This window comes from Micromonospora sp. NPDC126480, assembly GCF_040302465.1.
Classification (GTDB): Bacteria; Actinomycetota; Actinomycetes; order Mycobacteriales; family Micromonosporaceae; genus Micromonospora.
Window position 1 is genome coordinate 35,688 of sequence record NZ_JBEORU010000004.1, and the last position, 18,762, is coordinate 54,449.

Below are 18,762 nucleotides of genomic sequence, written 5' to 3' on the forward strand. Positions count from 1 at the left end.
CACCCCGTCCCGCCTCCGGGCAGGGCGGGGTTGCGGGTCAGGGGAGGCGGAGGCGGGCGGCGCGCAGGCGGGTCAGGGTGCGGTCGCGGCCCAGGACCTCGAGCGACTCGAAGAGCGGTAGACCGACGGTGCGGCCGGTCACCGCGACCCGTACCGGCGCCTGGGCCTTGCCCAGCTTGAGCCCGCGCTCCGCGCCGACGGCCTCCAGCGCCGCCTTCGTCGACTCCGCGTCCCACGTCGGCAGCGCCTGGAAGGCGGCCACCGCCGCGTCGAGCAGCTCGCCGGAGCCCTCCTTCATCGCCTTCGCCCAGGCCGCCTCCTCGATCAGCGGCGAGTCGAGGAACAGGAAGTCGACGTTCGGCACGATCTCGCTGAGCACCGCGATGCGGGTCTGCGCCAGCGGCGCCACCGCGGCGAACGCCTCCGCGTCGAACTCGTCCGGCTGCCACGGCGGCGGCGCGATCGTGCTCGTCCCGGTCAGCCACGGCCGGCACGCCGCGACGAACTCGTCGAGCGGCAACGCCCGGATGTACTCGCCGTTGAACGCGCGCAGCTTCTTCTCGTCGAAGAACGCCGGGGAGGGGTTGACCTCCTCCAGCCGGAACTCCTCCTCGATCACCGACCAGGGCACGATCTCGCGGTCGCCGGAGGGGGCCCAGCCGAGCAGCATCAGGTAGTTGCGCATGGCCTCGGCCAGGTAGCCCTCGTCCCGGTACGCCTCCAGGGCCACCTTGTCGCGGCGCTTGGACAGCTTCTGCCGCTTCTCGTTCACCACCACCGGCACGTGCGCCCAGACCGGGGGCTTGACGCCCAGCGCGTCCCAGAGCAGCTGCTGCTTGGGGGTGTTGGGCAGGTGCTCCTCGGCGCGGATGACGTGGGTGATCCCCATGGTCATGTCGTCGACGACGTTGGCGAGCAGGAAGACGGCAGAGCCGTCGCCGCGGGCGATGACGAAGTCCTCGATGAGCTTGTTCTCGAAGGTCGGCTCACCGCGGATCAGGTCGACGACCACCGTCGCGCCCTCGTCCGGGGTGCGGAAGCGCAGGGCGCGGCCCTCGCCGGGGCCCAGGTTGCGGTCCCGGCAGAAGCCGTCGTACCCGGAGTGCTGCGAGCCGGTCCGGGCCTGCACCGCCTCCCGGGTGCAGTCGCAGTAGTACGCGCGGCCGCCGTCGTACAGGCGGGTGGCGGCGGCGCGGTGCTCGCCGGCGTACGAGGACTGGAAGTACGGCCCCTCGTAGCTGCCCCGCGCGATGCCGATCCACTCCAGCGCGGACAGGATGCCCTCGGTCCATTCGGGCTTGTTGCGTGCCGCGTCGGTGTCCTCGATGCGCAGCACGAACACCCCGCCCTGCTGCTTGGCGAAGATCCAGTTCTGCAGGGCCGAGCGGGCGCCGCCGACGTGGAACATTCCGGTCGGGGAGGGGGCGAAGCGTACACGTACCGTCACGTCCTCCAGCCTACGGCGGCGCTCCATCGAATTCGGCCAGGGGTACGCCTCAGGGCACCGAGCGGATCTTCAGCACCAGGACGCTGCCCAGCACCGTCACGGCCGCGGTGACCGCGTACAACGCGGGGTAGCCGCCCAGGTGGACCACGATCGGCGCGGAGATCGCCGGGCCGAGGACCTGGGGCGCGGAGTTCGCGATGTTGATCACGCCGAGGTCCTTGGCCCGGTCGGTGGCCCGGGGGAGCACCTGCGTGATGAGTGCCGCGTCCACCGACAGGTAGACCCCGTAACCGGCGCCGAGCAGCAGCGCGGCGCCCACCGCCACCGGCCAGACCGGTGCGACGGCCAGCAGCAGCGCCGCCACCGCCATGACGCCGCCGGACGCGATCACGAAGACCTTGCGGCGTCCGGAGCGGTCGGAGAGCCGTCCGGCCACCACCGCGGTCGCCGCCAGGCCGGTGGTGTAGAGCAGGATCAGCACCAGCAGCCCGCCCTCGGGGTCGGCCAGGCGTACCTGGTCGGTGAGGAAGTACAGCAGGTAGAGAGTGCCGAGGGCGTTGCCCAGTTGGACCAGGAACCGGGTGATCCAGGCCCAGCCGAAGTCGGGGTGGCGGCGGGGCGACACCCACATCGACGCGAACAGCCCGCGCAGCGGCGGGCGGTGCGCGGGCGGCAGCGGGTCGTCGGTGGTGAGCAGGGCGAACGGTAGCGCCAGGACCAGTACGGCGAGCGCGACCGCCGCGTAGCCGGCGGCGTTCCCGGTGACCACGGCGGTCACCAGGACCACGCCGAGCACCAGGCCCAGCGCCTGCGGGATGCCGACCCAGCCGGACACGCCGCCGCGCTGCGCCACCGGCACCCGGTCGGGCACCGCCGCGGTCAGGCTGGCCAGCATCGCGTTGAAGCAGACCTGGGCGGCCACCCAGCCGACGGCCACGCCGAGCACCGTGCGCTGCTGCGCCAGCAGCACCAGGGCGAGCGCGCCGAGCACCGCTCCGCCCGCGGTCCACACGTGCCGGCGGCCGAACGCGCGGCCGGCCAGGCGCGGGGCCGTCCGGTCGGACAGCGCGCCGGCGAGCGGGTTGGCGAGCACCGCGGCCAGCGCGCCGAGGCCGGTGACCACGGCCAGCATGGTCTCCTTGTCGGCCGGCGCGATCCGTTCCACCTGCTGCGGCAGCAGCACCTGGATCGGGGTGAAGAAGGCCATCCAGACGCCGAGGTTGGCGGCGGCGAGCAGCGCGATCCAGCCCCGCCGGACCGGCACGGTCGGTTCGGCCAGCGCCGCCGGCAGCGAGGTCGGCGTCGGGTCGACGGTGGTCACGCTGCTAGTTCTCCGTTCGCGACTGCGGGGCTCGCAAGCTCACTCCTCGCGCTCACCGCGAGGCGGCGATCACGTCGCGGAACCAGGCGTACGACGACTTCGGCGTCCGCGTCCCGGTGGCGTAGTCGACGTGGACCAGCCCGAAGCGTTTGGTGAAGCCCTCGGCCCACTCCCAGTTGTCCAGCAGCGACCAGACGAAGTACCCGGTCACGTCCACCCCGTCGTCGATCGCCGCGCGGACCGCCCGCAGGTGCCCGTCGAGGTACGCGATCCGCTCCGGGTCGGGCACCCGCCCGTCGGCGTCCGGCTCGTCGTCGTACGCGCAGCCGCTCTCGGTGATCTGCACCGGCGGCAGGTCGGCGCCGTAGCGGCGGTGCAGCCAGCCGAGAAGTTCGCGTAGGCCGTCGGGGGCGACCGGCCAGTCGAAGGCGGTCCGCGGGTAGCCGGGCAGCGGCACGATCTCGAACGGCAGCGGCGATCCCTCCTCGGGGGCGCGGATGCCGGTGGGGTTGTAGTAGTTGACGCCGAGCACGTCGATCGGCGCCGCGATGGCCGCGAGGTCGCCGTCGCGGACGATGCTCGCGTCGAAGCCGTTCTCGGTCGGGTAGCCGCGACCGAGCAGTGGGTCGGTGAACAGCCGGTTGTGCAGCGCCTCGTACGCGGCGCCGGCCACGGTGTCCGCGTCGGTGTCGCCGAGCACCCGCACCGGCGTGTAGTTGTTGGCGATGGCGACCGGGCTGCCGGTGCGGTCCCGCAGCGCCGCCACCGCCAAGCCGTGCGCGAGCAGTTGGTGGTGCGCGACCGGGAACGCGTCGAACAGCAGCATCCGCCCGGGCGCGTGGACGCCCATGCCGTGCCCGAGGCTCATGTGGACGAACGGCTCGTTGAGCGTGATCCAGAGCCGCACCCGGTCGCCGAGCCGGGCGGCGGTGGCGTCGGCGTACTCGGCGAAGCGGTGCGCGGTGTCCCGGTTCAGCCAGCCGCCGGCGTCCTCGAGCGGCTGCGGCAGGTCCCAGTGGAACAGGGTCGCCACCGGGTCGATGCCGTGGGCCAGCAGGTCGTCGACGAGGCGGTCGTAGAAGTCCAGTCCGGCGGCGTTGACGGGACCGTCGCCCGCAGGTCGCACCCGCGGCCAGGCGATCGAGAAGCGGTAGGCGTTCACGCCCAGTCCCGCCATCAGCGCGACGTCCTCGGCGTACCGGTGGTAGTGGTCGCAGGCGACGTCGCCGGTGCTGCCGTCGACGATCCGGCCGGGGGAGTGGGCGAAGGTGTCCCAGATGGACGGCCCGCGCCCGTCCGCGTCGACCGCGCCCTCGATCTGGTACGCGGACGTGGAGACCCCGAACCGGAACCCGGCGGGGAACTGCGGCAGCGGAGCGGTCGGCATACACCCTCCCGTCGTACGCGAAACGTGTTCGCGACTCTAGGGGGCCGCCGGGCGGAGCGCCATAGGCCGGGAATGCCGTCGGCGCAATGCTTTTCGGCGTGTCTTTTCCGAACCCGTCCAAGTACGTCCGAATTTGCGCATAGAGTGCCGATATCGTGGGATGTCCTCACTGGAGGAAGACGGAAATGATCCTCGTGGAACGCAGTGCGCACGTAATGGCGCCGATCGAAGCTGTCTGGGACGTCGTGCAGCGGGCCGAACAGCTACCGGCCTGGCTGGCGGGGGTCCGCGCGGCCGAGGTGCTCTCGGGGGAGGGCTTCGGCCGGCGGCAGCTGGTCCAGGCGGGGCGCGGCGCGGCGCATGAGGCCGAGGTGATCGCCTACCAGGAGCCGACCCTGATCGGCTGGCGGGAGCGCGCGAAGGGCGCCGGTGCCCGGGCGGAGGCGCGCACCGAGATCTACGTCCAGCTCACCGCCGACGAGGAGGAGGGCGGGACGATCGTGCGGCTCATCGTCGTACGCTGGCCGGCCGGCCCGGCCAAGGCCGCCCTGCTCCGGCTCGGCCTGCGTCGGGTCGGCGCCGACCTGGAGGACTCGCTCGCCCGGCTGACCGACCTGGCCGCCGTCGGCTGACCGGGCCGCGTCCTGGCGTCACCCGCTCCGGCGGTGGCCCGGCGTCCCCGCCAGGGGCCCTGGGCCACCGCCGCCTCGTCGGCCGTGCCGCGGCCGGCTCGCCGGCCCGGGTTCACACGGTCACGGTGAACGCGGCGACGTGCACCCGGTCGAGGTGCCGGAACTCGAAGAAGAGCCGGTACGTGCCGGCCGCGGGCACGGTGACGCCGAACGCCACCACCGAGCTGGGTCGGCTCGCCGCGGCCGGGTGGACGTGCAGGTACGCCAGGTCGCCCTGGCGCAGTGCCACCAGGTGCCCGTACGCGCCCAGGTGCCGTTGCAGGTCGTTCACCGGCTTCCCGTCGCGGCCCAGCCACACCAGGACCTGGTTCGACTCGCCGGCGCGCAGCCCGCCGTCGAGGGTGACCGTGTAGCCGTCGACCAGGATGGTCTCCTCCGGAGGGTCCAGCGGACGCGGCGCGTACCGCCCCGGAACCGGGACGTCCACGCCGAGGACGACCTGCGTCGGCGTGCCCCGCGGCCGGAAGTCGGCGATGACCCGCAGCGGACCTGCGGCGGTCGGGACGACCCGGGTCCGCCACGTGCCGTCGGGGGCCATCTCCGGGTGGACGTGCTGGTAACCCGCGAGGTCCCGGCCGACCAGGATCAGATGCATCCGCCGCTCGTGGACCACCTCGAAGTCGGTGAGCGTCGCGCCGTCCGGGCCGACGATCCGGAAGGCCAGCTCGCCCGGGCGGCCGGCGACCAGCGACGCGGTCTCCAGGGCGAGGCGCCAGCCGTCCCGCGACACCTCCAGCCCGCCCGGGCCGTGACCGGTGTGCGCGGCGGGCGCCGCCGCCCGGACCGGTGCCGGGTCGGGCCGGCCGGCCCGACCGGCCGCGACCCCGATCAGCAGGACCAGGCCGAGCACCAGCGCGGCGGCCGCGTACCGGCCGGCCCGCCCGGTGCCGCGGCCCGGGCCGAGCGGATCGGCCGGCTCCGCGGCGCCGGCGACCGAGGTCGCCGGCGCCACCCGGTCTCCCGTCGTGGTCACGGCAACCGGGGCTGGAGCACGAACAGCCCCTGCTCGATGCCGCTGACCACGACGATCCCGCTCGGGAAGTACGGGTAGGTGCTCCACGCGCCGTTCATCGAGGCGCTGTTGCTCGACGGGTAGACGTCGAAGTACCCCGCCTCGGTGGCCCGCCCGCCGGCGACGTTCGTCAGGTCCAGGATCCGCAGGCCGGCCCGGTAGTTCGCCTGGTAGCTGTAGCGGCCCTTCACGTACTGGTTGTGGTCGGTGGCGCGGACCCCGGAGGGGGCGCTGTAGGTGCCGATGTGCCGGGGCGCGTCCAGGTCCGCCAGGTCCCACACGTACGTCTGGGTGGTCACCCCGCGCCGGGACTCGTCCAGCTCGTCGTCGAGCAGGAAGTAGCGCTGGTCCTCGGTGAACCAGCCCTGGTGGGTGTACGCCCGCCCGCTGTACCCGATGCGGGCCAGTTGCCGGGGAGCCGACTTGCTTGTCACGTCGACGACGGTCACCGTGTCCTCGTTGGAGCTGACGCAGATCTCGCGGCCCTGGTACGCGGCGTCCGGACCGCGGTACACCACGCACTGGGTGTCGTGGGTGTAGCCGTCGTTGCTGACACAGCCCGCGTACGCCGGTGACTTCGGCGTCCGGATGTCGATCATGTGCAGGCCGCCGCTGCAGGTGTTCGAACCGACCGCGTACGCGTACCCGGTCTCTTCGTTGATCGCGATGTTGTGGGAGTTGCCGAACCGGCTGTAGTGCACGTCCGCCGACCACGTCTGGGGCGACGTGACGCCGCGCAGCCGGGTCAGGTCGAACACCTGCATGCCGTGCCCGGAGACGTCGGCCACCACGTACGCGTGGTTCCGGTAGACCTTGATGTCGCGCCAGATCGCGGTGCGGTTCTGGTAGGCCGGCAGGTTGCCCAGGTAGACCGGCGCGGTCGGGTTGGACACGTCCACGAAGGACGTGCCGTTGCGCCGCCCGACCAGGGCGTACTCCTTGCCGGTGGTGCTGTCGGTCCAGCCCCAGATGTCGTTGGCCTGACTGCCGCCCAGGTTCGCCATCGGCAGGAAGGACAGCAGGTCGACGTTGCGGCACGGGTACCCGGCCGCCTGGCCGTTCGTGCAGGTCGCCGCAGCGGCGGCGGCGAGCTTCTGGGTGGGTTCCCGCTGGGCCATGAACTCCTGCGCCGACGCCCGCCCCGCGGGCGTGTCGGGCGAGTGGGCCACCGAGGGCGCCCCGGACCCGAGCAGCGACACCGCGAGGGCGCCGACCGCCAGGGCCGTTGCGACGCGGACGATTCGCATGGCGACTCCCTACCGTCGCGCCAGGGTCGCGTCGACACCCGCACCGTCCCGGGGGTGGTGGACCGGCGCGACGGAGCATCCACCGGTTCCGGCATGGGCCCCGCACGTGCGCCGGGGCCCTGAGGGCGTCGTTATGTATCGAGAATTGTGAATGCAGTCCGCGTGTGCGACAAGGCGTGGGGCCGATACCGGCTACGTCATACCGCCGGGTGCCCGGACACGACGAAGGCCCGGCGCGACATCCGCGCCGGGCCTTCCTCGGGTACGCCTAGCTGTCGCCGCCGGTCTCGCCGACCGGCGCGGCCGTGACGTCCTCGATCGCGTACTTCTTGGCCGCCTCGGCCGGGACGTTTGCCGGAACCGCGCCACGGAGGGCGAGCTGCCGCAGCGTCGCGACCACGATCGACTCGGCGTCGACGTGGAAGTGGCGGCGCAGCGCGTGCCGGGTGTCGGACATGCCGAACCCGTCGGTGCCGAGCGAGGTCCAGTCACCGGGCACCCAGCGGGAGATCAGGTCCGGCACCGCCCGCATCCAGTCGCTGACCGCCACCTTCGGGCCGTCGGCGTCGGCCAGCTTCCGGGCGACGTACGGCACCCGCTGCTCGCCGCCCGGGTGGAGCAGGTTGTGCTCCTCGGTCTCGATCGCGTCGCGGCGCAGCTCCGTCCACGAGGTCACCGACCAGACGTCGGCGGCCACGCCCCAGTCCTGGGCGAGCAGCTCCTGCGCCTTGATCGCCCACTGCATCCCGGTGCCGGAGGCGAGCAGCTGCGCCTTCGGGCCGTCCACCTGGGGCGCCGGGGCGTACCTGTAGATGCCCTTCACCACGCCCTCGACGTCCAGATCCGCCGGCTCCGCCGGCTGCAGGATCGGCTCGTTGTAGACGGTCAGGTAGTAGAAGACGTTCTCCTGCGCCTCGCCGTACATGCGGTGCAGGCCGCTCTCCATGATGTGCGCGATCTCGAACGCGAACGCCGGGTCGTACGCGACGACCGCCGGGTTGGTGGCGGCGAGCAGCAGCGAGTGGCCGTCCTCGTGCTGGAGGCCCTCGCCGTTGAGCGTGGTCCGGCCGGCGGTGGCGCCGAGCAGGAAGCCGCGGGCCATCTGGTCGGCCGCCGCCCAGAGCCCGTCGCCGGTGCGCTGGAACCCGAACATCGAGTAGAAGATGTACATCGGGATCATCGGCTCGTCGTGCGTGGCGTACGACGAGCCCGCGGCGGTGAACGAGGCGACCGAGCCGGCCTCGTTGATGCCCTCGTGCAGGATCTGCCCGCCGGTCGCCTCCTTGTACGACAGGAACAGCTCCCGGTCGACCGACGTGTAGCGCTGCCCGTGCGGCGAGTAGATCTTCTGCGTCGGGAACAGCGAGTCCATGCCGAAGGTGCGCGCCTCGTCGGGGATGATCGGCACCCAGCGCCTGCCGAACTCCTTGTCCTTCATCACGTCCTTGAGCAGGCGTACGAAGGCCATCGTCGTGGCGACCTTCTGCTTGCCGGACCCGCGCTTGACGTCCGCGAAGCGCTCCGGGCCGGGGATGGTGAGCCGCTTGGTGCCGGCCCGCCGGGACGGCAGGTAGCCGCCGAGCTGCCGGCGGCGCTCGTGCAGGTACTGGATCTCGTCGGACTTCTCACCCGGGTTGTAGTACGGCGGCAGGTAGGGGTTCTCCTCCAGCGCCTTGTCCGGGATGTCCAGGTAGAGCCGGTCGCGGAAGGTCTTCAAATCCTCAAGCGTCAGCTTCTTCATCTGGTGGGTGGCGTTGCGGCCCTCGAAGTGCGAGCCCAGCGTCCAGCCCTTGATGGTCTTGGCGAGGATCACCGTCGGCTGGCCGGTGTGCTCCATCGCCGCCTTGTACGCCGCGTAGAGCTTCCGGTAGTCGTGCCCACCGCGCTTGAGGTTCCAGATCTCGTCGTCGGTCAGGTGCTCGACCATCTTCCGGGTGCGCGCGTCGCGGCCGAAGAAGTGCTCCCGGACGTACGCCCCGGACTCCGCCTTGTAGGTCTGGTAGTCACCGTCCGGCGTGGTGTTCATCAGGTTGACAAGCGCGCCGTCGGTGTCCGCGGCGAGCAGCGGGTCCCACTCGCGGCCCCAGACCACCTTGATCACGTTCCAGCCGGCACCCCGGAAGAACGCCTCCAGCTCCTGCATGACCTTGCCGTTGCCGCGGACCGGTCCGTCCAGGCGTTGCAGGTTGCAGTTGATGACGAAGGTGAGGTTGTCGAGCTCCTCGCGGGCGGCCACGCCGATCGCGCCCAGCGTCTCCGGCTCGTCCATCTCGCCGTCGCCCAGGAACGCCCACACGTGCTGGTCCGAGGTGTCCTTGATGCCGCGGTGGTGCAGGTAGCGGTTGAACCGCGCCTGGTAGATCGCGTTCAGGCCGCCGAGACCCATCGAGACGGTGGGGAACTCCCAGAAGTCCGGCATCAGCCGCGGGTGCGGGTACGACGGCAGCCCGCCGCCCGGGTGCGACAGCTCCTGCCGGAACCCGTCGAGCTGGTGCTCGGTGAGCCGGCCCTCGAGGAACGCCCGCGCGTACATGCCGGGGGAGGCGTGCCCCTGGTAGAAGATGTGGTCGCCGCCGCCCGGGTGGTCCTTGCCACGGAAGAAGTGGTTGAAGCCGACCTCGTAGAGCGAGGCGGAGCTGGCGAAGGTGGAGATGTGGCCGCCGACGCCGATCTCCGGGCGCTGGGCCCGGTGCACCAGCATCGCCGCGTTCCACCGGACGTACGCCCGGATCCGCCGCTCGACGTGCTCGTCACCGGGGAACCACGGCTCGCGCTCCGGCGGGATGGTGTTGATGTAGTCCGTGGTGGTCAGGGACGGCACCCCGACCTGACGCTCGCGGGCCCGCTCCAGCAGGCGCAGCATGACGTAGCGGGCGCGCTTGGTCCCGCGCTCGTCGATGACACCGTCGAGCGACTCGACCCATTCGCCGGTCTCTTCAGGGTCGATGTCCGGAAGCTGGCTCGGCAGACCGGCGGTGATCACCGGGCGCTTGCGTTCCGTAGCCACAGGCGTTCCCTCGGTTGTGTGTGGGACAGGTCTCTAGCGCCATCCTGCCCCCTCGTGGCACCTGTCGTCACGTCCACCGCCGGGAGACGCGACGCTCGACACAGGTACCCACCAGTAACTTTGCGCAATCGGCGGTCCGGTCGGGCCGCGCTGGGCCGGACGGCGGCGGTGACGGGGGTGCCGACCGGCCGGCTGCGGAAGAATGCGGCGTATGCGTACCGAGATGATCACGGTCCAGACCGGCAGCCGCCCGACCGTCCGGGACATCACCGCCGAGGCGGAGCGGTTCGTCGCCGGGGCGGGCGACGGTCTGTTGCACGTCTTCGTGCCGCACGCGACCGCCGGGCTGGCGATCATCGAGACCGGCTCCGGCTCGGACGACGACCTGCTCACCGCGCTCGATGACCTGCTGCCCGCCGACAACCGGTGGCGGCACCGGCACGGCTCGCCCGGCCACGGTCGGGACCACGTGCTGCCGGCCCTCCTGCCCCCGTACGCGACCCTGCCGGTGGTCGGCGGGCGGCTCGCCCTCGGGACCTGGCAGTCGGTGTGCCTGGTCGACCCGAACGGCGACAACCCGACCCGCCAGGTCCGCTTCTCGTTCCTGCCCGGCTGAACCCCGGGGCGGGTTGTTAAGAGGGGGCCCCGGTACAACGCCAGGCGTTAACAGGGGGCCCTTCCTTACCTCCCGTCGGCGGCCAGGAGGTGGCGCAGGTGCCCGGGGGTGTGGCCCAGGTGGGCCCGGACGGTGCGGGTGAGGTGGGCCTGGTCGGCGAAGCCGAGTTCGGCCGCCACCGCCGCCGGTGCCGCCCCCTCGCCGAGCAGGTCCAGTGCGCGCCCCACCCGCAGGCGGTTGCGGTAGCGGGTCAGCGGCACCCCGACCAGCGCCTGGAACGACCGGCTCAACCGGTACGGCGACACTCCGAGCGCACGCGCCAGCGGTAGCAGCCCGGCCGCCTCCGGCGCGCCGGCCCGCACCGCCGCCCGGGCGGTCGCCACCAGCGCCCGGTCCCGGGCCGGCGCGTCAAGCGCAGGGGTGGCCGCACCGCCGACCAGCCGCACCAGGCGTTCGGCGGCGGCGAAGTGCGCGTCCGAGCCGGCCGTCGCGCGCAGCAGCAGCCGGTGGGCGAGGTCGGTACGGGCGTCGACGTGCACCACCGGTGGGGGCGGCCGCTCGCCGAACAGGTCCCGCCACAGGCGCGCCGACAGCCACAGGGACGTGCAGTCGTCGCCGCCGGCCGGGTGCGCGAACCGCTGCTCCTCACCCGGCAGGGTCAGGTAGCCGAGCGCCGGGTCGACGAACTCCTCGCCGCCGCGCCCCCGGAGCCGGAAGCCGCCCCGGCGGGTCAGCACCATCCCGTATGCGGCGGCGGGCTCCGCCGCCGACCAGCCCGTGTGGTCGTCGCGGCAGCGGACGGCCCGGACCTCGAAGTCCGGGTGGCGGGCCAGCAGAGTCGCCGTGCGCATGCGGCAAACCTAGCCGGAACCGGGCGGCGAGCGGGCGGGCGCAAGGATCGACAAGACTGGCCGGGCCGGCTCCGGCAGCCTGCCGGCATGACCGCGTACCAGCGCCTTCCGCTGCTCGCCGTCCTGCTGACCGGCCAGGCGATGGCCTCGATGGACACCTCGATCGCCGCGGTGGCGGCGCCGGCGATCCGGGCGGACCTGGCCGGGCCGCCGGCCCTGACCCAGTTGGTGCTCGCCTCCTACACGCTCGCCTTCGCGGTGCTGGTGGTGACCGGTGCCCGCCTGGGCACCCGGTACGGCCCCGGTCGCGTCTTCCTGGTCGGGCTCGCCGGGTTCACCGCCGCCTCGCTGGCCTGCGGGCTGGCCCCGGGGCCGGTCGCGCTGGTGCTGGCCCGCGTCCTGCAGGGTGCGGCCGGGGCGTTCATGGTGCCGCAGGTGCTGACCCTGGTGCAGGCCCGGTTCGACGGCGCCGCCCGGGCCCGCGCGATCGGGGCGTACTCGATGATCCTGGCGCTCGGCGTCGCGGCCGGCCAGATCCTCGGTGGCCTGCTGGTGACGCTCGACCTCGGCGGGCTGACCTGGCGGGCGGCCTTCCTGGTCAATGTGCCGGTCGGCGTGGTGCTGCTGCTGGTCGGCCGGCGGGTGCTCGGCGGCACGCGGCCGCCCGCCGGCCGGGAGGCGCTCGACCCGGCCGGGGTGCTGCTGCTCTCCGCCGCGATGCTCGCTCTCGTGCTGCCGCTCGTGCTCGGCCGCGACCTGGGCTGGCCGGTGTGGGCCGTGCTGCCGCCCGCCGCCGCCGGGGCCGCCGGACTCGGGCTCTTCATCCGGTACGAGGAGCGCCTGGCCGCGGGTGGTGGGGCGCCGCTGCTGGACGTCGCCGTTCTCCGGCTGCCCGGGGTGGCCGGCGGCCTGCTCGCCGCCGCAGCCGTGATGGGCTGCTACGCGGGCTTCCTGTTCAACCTCACGCTGTCGGTGCAGGAGCGGCTCGGCTTCACCGCCCTCGCGGCGGGCCTGGCGTTCGTCCCGTACGCGACCGGCTTCGCCCTTCTCGGCCTCATCGCGCCGCGGCTGCCGGGGCGGCTGCGCGACGTCCTGCCGGTCGCCGGTCCGCTGGTGCTCGCCGCGGTCGTGCCGGCCGTGGCCGTGCTGTCCCGCGACGGCTGGCCCTGGGTCGCCGCGAGCGCGCTGCTCCTGGCCGGCGGGGCGGGCCACGCGGCCGGCTTCAGCCCGCTGGTCAGCCGGCTCGCGGCAACGGTTCCGGCGACCGCGGCCGGCGCGCTCTCGGCTCTCGTGTCCACCGGAACGCTGCTCGCCGCGGTGCTCGGCGTGGCGGTCCTCGGCGGGCTGCACCTCGCCCTGCCGGCCGCCGCGCCGCCCGCGACCGCGCTGCTGCTGGTCGCCGGCGCCGCCGCGGCGTTCGCGTCCGGGCGGGCGGCGCTGCGCGGGCCGGCCGTCGCCGGCGCCCGCTCCGCCGCGACCGGGGCCACTGATCTTCCCAGCCGGGAGAGCGTGAGCTGATAAATGGTTGCATAGAGGCAACTGTTGAGCGGGAGTAGGATATGAGCCATGGCGCAGAGCACCGTCCCGCCGACCGGCCCCGAGACGGCCGGCCGCTCCCGGCTGGCCGGAGACGCGGTGCGCAGGATCATGCACATCGCCTCGGCCATCCGCCACTACCAGGATCTGGACATCGCCGAGCTGGGGCTCACCCCGGCGGCGGCCCGGGCGCTGCACGAACTCGACCCGGACCGTCCGCTGCCGGCCCGCGACCTCGCCGAGCAGCTGCGCTGCGACCGGTCCAACGTCACCGCCCTGGTGGACAAGCTGGAGCAGGCGGGCCTGGTCGAGCGGCGGGTCGATCCGGCCGACCGACGGCAGAAGACCCTTGTGGTGACCGAGGCCGGGCGGCACGTCCGGTCCCGCGTCCACCAGGTGATGTCCGACTCCCGCCTCCTCGCCGGCCTCACCGACGACGAGCTCGCCGTCCTGCGTGACCTGGTCTTCAAGGTCTCCGACGGCGGCTGCCCGGAGGCCTGCGGGGCCGAGTGACCCGTCGCGTCGATCGTGTCCCGGTGGGCGACCCGGGCGCTGGTCGGTAATGCTGTCCGTCGTGACCACCCCGCAGGATCTTGACGAACGGCTCCGCGCGGCCCTGGGGGCGTTGACCGCTCCCGAACACCGTCGGGACCCCTCCCGGCCGGTCGCGGACGACGCGCCGCTGAGCGGTGCCCAGGCGCTGGAGCTGTTCGACGCCCAGGTCGTCAGCCGCCAGCTCGACCTGGCCGGCCGGTGGCTGCGTGGCTTCGGCGAGGGGTTCTACACGATCGGCTCGGCCGGCCACGAGGGCAACGCGGCCGTGGCCGCCGCGCTGCGGCCGACCGACCCCGCCCTGCTGCACTACCGCTCCGGCGCCTTCTACTGCGTCCGCTCGGCGCAGGCGGCGCGCGGGGGCGGGCTGTCCGGCGTCGAGGAGACGCCGCACGGGCCGACCGACCGGCCGGGTGCCGGCACCGCTCCCGGCGACGACGAGTCCGGACCGGCCGGCGCCGACGACGGGGACCACGCCGCCCTGGACGACCGCGCGGAGGTCGGGGAGGACGCTCTCCCGCAACGTCCCGGCACGGAGGCCGCCGCACCGCACGCGGCCGACGACGAGCCGGACGCCGTTGTCGTCGCGGGGCGGCCCCTCGCCCCCGGGTACGCCGACGCGGCCCGCGACGTGCTGCGCGGCATGGTCGCCTCGGCGCGGGAACCGATCGCCGGTGGGCGGCACAAGGTCTTCGGCCGTGCCGACCTCGCCGTCGTTCCCACCACCTCCACCATCGCCTCGCACCTGCCCCGCGCGGTCGGCCTGGGGCTGGCCGTGCAGCGGTTGCGCCGGCTCGACGGTACGGGCCGGCGGGCCGGGGTGTCGGCCGGCGACGCCACCCCGGCCCCGCCCTGGCCGCCGGACTCGATCGTCGTCTGCTCCTTCGGCGACGCGTCGGTCAACCACGCCAGCGCCACCGCCGCGCTCAACACCGCAGGCTGGTACGACCACACCGGCCTGCGCCTGCCCGTCCTGTTCGTCTGCGAGGACAACGGCCTGGGCATCAGCGTTCGTTCGCCCGCGGGCTGGGTGGCGGCAACGCTGCGGTCGAAGCCGGGGATCCGGTACTTCGCCGCCGACGGCGGTGACCTGGTCGACGCGTACGCGACGGCGGCCGAGGCGGCGGCCTGGGTGCGCCGGCACCGGCGTCCCGCCGTGCTGCACCTGTCGACGGTCCGGCTGATGGGGCACGCCGGCGCGGACGCCGAGACGGCGTACCGGAGCGGCGCCGAGATCGCCACGGACCTGGAGCGGGATCCCCTGCTGGCCGCGGCGCGGCTGCTGGTCGGTGCGGGCCTCGCCACCGGCGCGGAGCTGCTCGCCCGGTACGACCGGATCGGCTGGCAGGTCCGCCGGCTCGCCGAGGAGGTGCTGGACGAGCCGAAGCTGGCCGACCCGGCCGAGGTGGTCGTCCCGCTGGCACCGCGTCGGCCGGCCCGGGTCGCCCGGGCGGTGGCCGACGCCGCGGCACGGGCGGCGGGTCCGGGCGCGGCCGCCCGCGCCGAGGTCTTCGGCGGGAAGCCTCCCGAACTGGCCGGGCCGCTCACCCTCGCCCAGAGCATCAACGCCGCCCTCGCCGACGGCCTGCTCACCCACCCGCACATGGCCGTGTTCGGCGAGGACGTCGGTGTCAAGGGCGGGGTGTACGGGGTGACGAAAGGGCTGCGCGAGCGGTTCGGCGTGGCCCGGGTGTTCGACACCCTGCTCGACGAGACCTCGATCCTCGGGCTCGGGCTCGGTGCCGGGCTGGCCGGGATGCTGCCGGTTCCGGAGATTCAGTACCTCGCGTACCTGCACAACGCCGAGGACCAGTTGCGTGGCGAGGCGGCCACCATGCAGTTCTTCTCCCGCGGGGCCTACCGGAATCCGATGGTCGTGCGGATCGCCGGGCTGGCGTACCAGGAGGGGTTCGGCGGGCACTTCCACAACGACAACTCGGTGGCCGTACTCCGGGACATCCCCGGCCTGGTGATCGCGGTGCCGGCGCGGCCGGACGACGCCGCGCCCCTGTTGCGGACCTGCCTGGCCAGCGCGGCGGTCGACGGCACCGTCTGCGTGTTCCTGGAGCCGATCGCGCTCTATCACACCCGTGACCTGCACACCGATGGCGACGGGGAGTGGCTCGCCGAGTACGCGGGGCCGGGCGAGTGGACCGGTACGCACGTGCCGGTCGGCCGGGCGCGCGTCTACGGCGTCGGCTCCGCCGAGGACATCACGATCATCACTTTCGGTAACGGGGTGCGGCTGTCGCTGCGTGCCGCCGAGACGCTCGCCGCCGAGGGCGTCGGGACGCGTGTGGTGGACCTGCGCTGGCTGGCGCCGCTGCCCGTCGCCGACCTGATCCGGGAGGCCACGGCGACCGGCCGGGTGCTGGTCGTGGACGAGACGCGGCGCTCCGGCGGAGTCGGTGAGGGGGTCATCGCGGCCCTGGTGGATGCCGGATATGTCGGTGCGGCGCGGCGGGTCGCGGCAGTTGACTCGTTTGTACCATTAGGTCCGGCTGCCCGTGCGGTTCTGGTCTCCGAGGATGCCATTACCCAGGGTGCCCGCACGCTCCTGGCACGGTAAATTCCGTTCCACCCGGTGCGCCACTTGCGCGGCGAGCCGCAAGTGTGTGGACTTGGCCCACGGCGTCGCCCGACGCCGCGAGCAGGGATGAGATGAGGAGGCACGCGACAGTGAGCGCGACCGCTGGTCAGGCCGCCGACGGGGTACGCAGCCTGGCGGACCGGTTCGGGATCGAGCCGGGGATGGTCGTCATGGAGATGGGGTACGACGAGGACGTCGACCAGGATCTCCGCGACGCCCTGACCGACCGCTGTGGGGAGCTTGTCGACGAGGACACCGACGAAGTGGTCGACGCGGTGCTGGTGTGGTACCGGGACGGCGACGGTGACCTCTTCGAGCTGCTCGTCGACGCCCTCGGCCCGCTCGCGGACAACGGCGTCGTGTGGCTGCTCACGCCCAAGGCCGGACGCGACGGGCACGTCGAGCCCAGCGAGATCGCCGAGTCCGCGCCGACCGCCGGCCTCCAGCAGACCTCCACCATCAACGCCGGCCGCGACTGGAGCGGTGCCCGGCTCGTGCTGCGCCGCGGGTCGAAGGGCAAGAAGTAACTCGGGGTGTGTGGCACGCTCTCGTGACGTCGACCCGACCCTGAAGGAGTCTCACCATGCCCATCGAGGTTGGCGCCGAGGCGCCGGACTTCGTGCTCAAGGACCAGAACAACCAGGAGGTCCGACTCTCCGCCTTCCGCGGCCGCCGCACCGTGCTGCTGGTCTTCTACCCGCTCGCCTTCACCGGCATCTGCCAGGGTGAGCTGTGCGAGGTGCGCGACAACCTCAACGAGTACGTCAACGACGACGTCCAGGTGCTCACGGTCAGCGTCGACTCGGTGTACGCGCACAAGATCTGGGCCGACCGGGAAGGCTTCCAGTTCCCGATGCTTGCCGACTTCTGGCCGCACGGCGCGGTCGCCCAGGCGTACGGGGTCTTCAACGACGTCGCCGGCATCGCCAACCGCGGCACCTTCGTCATCGACAAGGCGGGCGTGGTCCGCTTCGCCGAGATGAACATGCCGGGGGAGCCGCGCGACCAGCAGGGCTGGCGCAAGGCGCTCGCCGAGGCGGCCACCGCCTGACACCCGGTCGCTCAGGCCCGGCCGTACGACGTGGCCCGTGACCGGCAGGGTAAGCTTGCCAACCTCCGGCCCGCCGTACGGGCGTCCGGGCGCGTAGCTCAGCGGGAGAGCACTCGCCTTACAAGCGAGGGGTCGCAGGTTCGAAACCTGCCGCGCCCACCACCACCTGAACAGGCAAAATCCGCCCGCGCCGAGCAACTTCCCGGAGCGGGCGGGGCGGGGTCCCGAGGCTGAGCAACAGCGTCAGGCAGGTGTGCCGCAGATCGTGGAACCGGATGCCCGGCAGGCCCGCCCGATCTAGTCGAACGCACGTTCGACCGGTCGGCTGCCGCTGCCTAGTCCCATCACATGCTTGACGAATCCGTCCCAGCACCTGGTTGACAGCGGGCCTAGGAAGCGTGCCCAGAGACGGGCCCAGTGGGCGGAGACGTCAACGCATGCCGGAGCCGTTGGTATTCGCCTGGTTCTCCGATCGCCGCTCGGTGCTGCGGGTGGTCGACGTAGTACCGGATCGTGTCGGCGATGAACCACGGGTGGACGTTGTCGATGCGCAGCCGCCGGCCCAGGGGGAGGATGCCGTGGCGGCGTACCAGGGCCGGTTGTGCGTAGGTCAGGGCCAGGGTCGCGGCTTTGACTGCGGGTCGGGAAGGGCGGCCGGGTGCCAGGGCCTCCCACGGCACAGTCAGGGAGCCGGTGAAGTCACGTTGATGAACACCTTCCGGTCGCAGCTCGACGGCAACGCCGCGCCAGCCGGCGGCAAGGTGGACACCGACGGCGACGAGGAGCAGGATCGGCAACACCATGAACAGGCCCTCGCCAGCCAGGTGGACAGTGCCCAGCGACAGCGAGGCCACGAACGTTAGCCCGGCGGCCATGAATATCTGGGAGGCGCTCGGTTCGGTGGCAAATGCACGAACCTCGGGCTTGACCAACAAGGCCGCTGGCCGCGATCGGCGCCAGGCGAGCGCGGCCAGCAAACACGCCAGCACACCAACGAGGAAGGCGGCGTGGCCGAGGATCAGATCCAGCGAGGGTGACAGCCGGCGGCCCACGGCCAGGAACACGGCCAGGACAAGCGCAATGGCGAGGATCGGCCGCCGATAGCGGACCGTGACGGCGAAGATCGCGGCCAACATGCCAGGGAGCGTAGTCGATCTCGTCTACGCCCTTGATCCCTCGATTTCCCCGGATCTTGTCAAGCATCTCGTGGGACGCGAGAGTCAAGCATCTCCCGTGACACGATGGCCGGCTGCCGGCATGTCGTTCAACTTTCTGCCTCTCAAGCCGGTGAGCCGGCGCTCGGCTCGTTTCCGATTGACGTAGGAGCCCGTGCCATCATCGGGGCCGTGAGTGACTGGGAGGAGTTCCTTGACGAGGTGTCATGGTTTCTCTGCCCTGGAGAAAGCGCCGTGGTGGGCGAGGCGCGACCCTGGGCCCGACGAGGGCGCTTGGT

At 72.8% G+C, this 18,762-nt stretch carries 15 protein-coding genes and 1 tRNA gene; 8 read left to right on the plus strand and 8 right to left on the minus strand.

The features are described from left to right. Positions 1-37 precede the first annotated feature (37 nt). From gltX to ABTW87_RS04925, 3 genes are read right to left on the minus strand one after another with little or no spacing between them, the layout of a single operon-like run. Positions 38-1,447: a glutamate--tRNA ligase gene (gene gltX / locus ABTW87_RS04915; protein ID WP_350648589.1), complete on the minus strand. Its 1,410-nt coding sequence runs from the start codon at positions 1,445-1,447 to the stop codon at positions 38-40. A gap of 49 nt (positions 1,448-1,496) precedes the next feature. Then, a complete protein-coding gene (locus ABTW87_RS04920; RefSeq protein ID WP_350648590.1) occupies positions 1,497-2,768 on the minus strand; it encodes an MFS transporter in 1,272 nt (423 codons plus the stop codon). A 52-nt stretch (positions 2,769-2,820) separates the two neighbouring features. Continuing rightward, positions 2,821-4,155: a GH1 family beta-glucosidase gene (locus tag ABTW87_RS04925; RefSeq protein ID WP_350648592.1), complete on the minus strand. Its 1,335-nt coding sequence runs from the start codon at positions 4,153-4,155 to the stop codon at positions 2,821-2,823. Positions 4,156-4,340: 185 nt separating this feature from the next. Between ABTW87_RS04925 and ABTW87_RS04930 the strand changes: the two genes are divergently transcribed. Further along, positions 4,341-4,787 carry an SRPBCC family protein gene (locus tag ABTW87_RS04930; protein WP_350648593.1) on the plus strand — a complete coding sequence of 149 codons (447 nt, stop codon included), beginning with the start codon at positions 4,341-4,343 and terminating at the stop codon, positions 4,785-4,787. A gap of 112 nt (positions 4,788-4,899) precedes the next feature. Here the strand turns inward: ABTW87_RS04930 and ABTW87_RS04935 are convergent, their stop codons facing one another. The 3 genes from ABTW87_RS04935 to aceE form a co-directional block, all read right to left on the minus strand. Beyond that, complete coding sequence (locus tag ABTW87_RS04935) at positions 4,900-5,820, minus strand: DUF8832 domain-containing protein (protein ID WP_350648595.1); 921 nt, start codon at positions 5,818-5,820, stop codon at positions 4,900-4,902. Further along, a complete protein-coding gene (locus ABTW87_RS04940; RefSeq protein ID WP_350648597.1) occupies positions 5,817-7,106 on the minus strand; it encodes a choice-of-anchor B family protein in 1,290 nt (429 codons plus the stop codon). The genes ABTW87_RS04935 and ABTW87_RS04940 overlap by 4 nt, the downstream gene beginning before the upstream one ends. Before the next feature lie 268 nt (positions 7,107-7,374). Then, the gene (aceE, locus tag ABTW87_RS04945) at positions 7,375-10,113 is read right to left on the minus strand and encodes a pyruvate dehydrogenase (acetyl-transferring), homodimeric type (RefSeq protein WP_350648599.1); all 2,739 of its coding nucleotides are present in this window, start codon (positions 10,111-10,113) and stop codon (positions 7,375-7,377) included. Between the two features lie 211 nt (positions 10,114-10,324). Here aceE and ABTW87_RS04950 point away from each other — a divergent pair, with 211 nt between their 5' ends. Next, entirely contained in the window at positions 10,325-10,729 is a 405-nt protein-coding gene (locus tag ABTW87_RS04950; protein WP_350648601.1) for a YjbQ family protein, read from the plus strand. 65 nt (positions 10,730-10,794) lie between these two features. Here the strand turns inward: ABTW87_RS04950 and ABTW87_RS04955 are convergent, their stop codons facing one another. Next, complete coding sequence (locus tag ABTW87_RS04955) at positions 10,795-11,580, minus strand: AraC family transcriptional regulator (protein ID WP_350648602.1); 786 nt, start codon at positions 11,578-11,580, stop codon at positions 10,795-10,797. Between the two features lie 87 nt (positions 11,581-11,667). Here ABTW87_RS04955 and ABTW87_RS04960 point away from each other — a divergent pair, with 87 nt between their 5' ends. The 6 genes from ABTW87_RS04960 (at position 11,668) to ABTW87_RS04985 (ending at position 17,471) form a co-directional block, all read left to right on the plus strand. Then, positions 11,668-13,098 (plus strand): MFS transporter, encoded by a 1,431-nt coding sequence (locus ABTW87_RS04960; RefSeq protein ID WP_350648604.1) that lies wholly within the window; start codon positions 11,668-11,670, stop codon positions 13,096-13,098. Positions 13,099-13,146: 48 nt separating this feature from the next. Then, a complete protein-coding gene (locus ABTW87_RS04965; RefSeq protein WP_350648606.1) occupies positions 13,147-13,629 on the plus strand; it encodes a MarR family winged helix-turn-helix transcriptional regulator in 483 nt (160 codons plus the stop codon). Positions 13,630-13,678: 49 nt separating this feature from the next. Next, on the plus strand, positions 13,679-16,237 hold the full coding sequence (locus ABTW87_RS04970) for a transketolase C-terminal domain-containing protein (RefSeq protein WP_350648608.1): 2,559 nt from the start codon (positions 13,679-13,681) through the stop codon (positions 16,235-16,237). A gap of 110 nt (positions 16,238-16,347) precedes the next feature. Continuing rightward, positions 16,348-16,785, plus strand: a complete 438-nt coding sequence (locus ABTW87_RS04975; protein ID WP_350648610.1) for a DUF3052 domain-containing protein — start codon at positions 16,348-16,350, stop codon at positions 16,783-16,785. A 56-nt stretch (positions 16,786-16,841) separates the two neighbouring features. Further along, positions 16,842-17,309, plus strand: a complete 468-nt coding sequence (locus ABTW87_RS04980) for a peroxiredoxin (RefSeq protein WP_350648612.1) — start codon at positions 16,842-16,844, stop codon at positions 17,307-17,309. An 87-nt stretch (positions 17,310-17,396) separates the two neighbouring features. After that, positions 17,397-17,471 (plus strand) — tRNA-Val (locus ABTW87_RS04985). 227 nt (positions 17,472-17,698) lie between these two features. Here ABTW87_RS04985 and ABTW87_RS04990 read toward each other — a convergent pair. Further along, positions 17,699-18,445 carry a hypothetical protein gene (locus tag ABTW87_RS04990; protein WP_350648614.1) on the minus strand — a complete coding sequence of 249 codons (747 nt, stop codon included), beginning with the start codon at positions 18,443-18,445 and terminating at the stop codon, positions 17,699-17,701. Between the last annotated feature and the right edge of the window lie 317 nt (positions 18,446-18,762).

What these genes read in the sequence shown, in the direction of transcription:
- ABTW87_RS04990 (WP_350648614.1), bottom strand. Translation starts at nt 18,445, where the DNA reads ATGTTGGCCGCGATCTTCGCCGTCACGGTCCGCTATCGGCGGCCGATC.
- ABTW87_RS04930 (WP_350648593.1), top strand. Translation starts at nt 4,341, where the DNA reads ATGATCCTCGTGGAACGCAGTGCGCACGTAATGGCGCCGATCGAAGCT.
- ABTW87_RS04955 (WP_350648602.1), bottom strand. Translation starts at nt 11,580, where the DNA reads ATGCGCACGGCGACTCTGCTGGCCCGCCACCCGGACTTCGAGGTCCGG.
- ABTW87_RS04965 (WP_350648606.1), top strand. Translation starts at nt 13,147, where the DNA reads ATGGCGCAGAGCACCGTCCCGCCGACCGGCCCCGAGACGGCCGGCCGC.
- ABTW87_RS04925 (WP_350648592.1), bottom strand. Translation starts at nt 4,155, where the DNA reads ATGCCGACCGCTCCGCTGCCGCAGTTCCCCGCCGGGTTCCGGTTCGGG.
- ABTW87_RS04960 (WP_350648604.1), top strand. Translation starts at nt 11,668, where the DNA reads ATGACCGCGTACCAGCGCCTTCCGCTGCTCGCCGTCCTGCTGACCGGC.
- ABTW87_RS04950 (WP_350648601.1), top strand. Translation starts at nt 10,325, where the DNA reads ATGCGTACCGAGATGATCACGGTCCAGACCGGCAGCCGCCCGACCGTC.
- ABTW87_RS04980 (WP_350648612.1), top strand. Translation starts at nt 16,842, where the DNA reads ATGCCCATCGAGGTTGGCGCCGAGGCGCCGGACTTCGTGCTCAAGGAC.
- ABTW87_RS04940 (WP_350648597.1), bottom strand. Translation starts at nt 7,106, where the DNA reads ATGCGAATCGTCCGCGTCGCAACGGCCCTGGCGGTCGGCGCCCTCGCG.
- ABTW87_RS04970 (WP_350648608.1), top strand. Translation starts at nt 13,679, where the DNA reads ATGCTGTCCGTCGTGACCACCCCGCAGGATCTTGACGAACGGCTCCGC.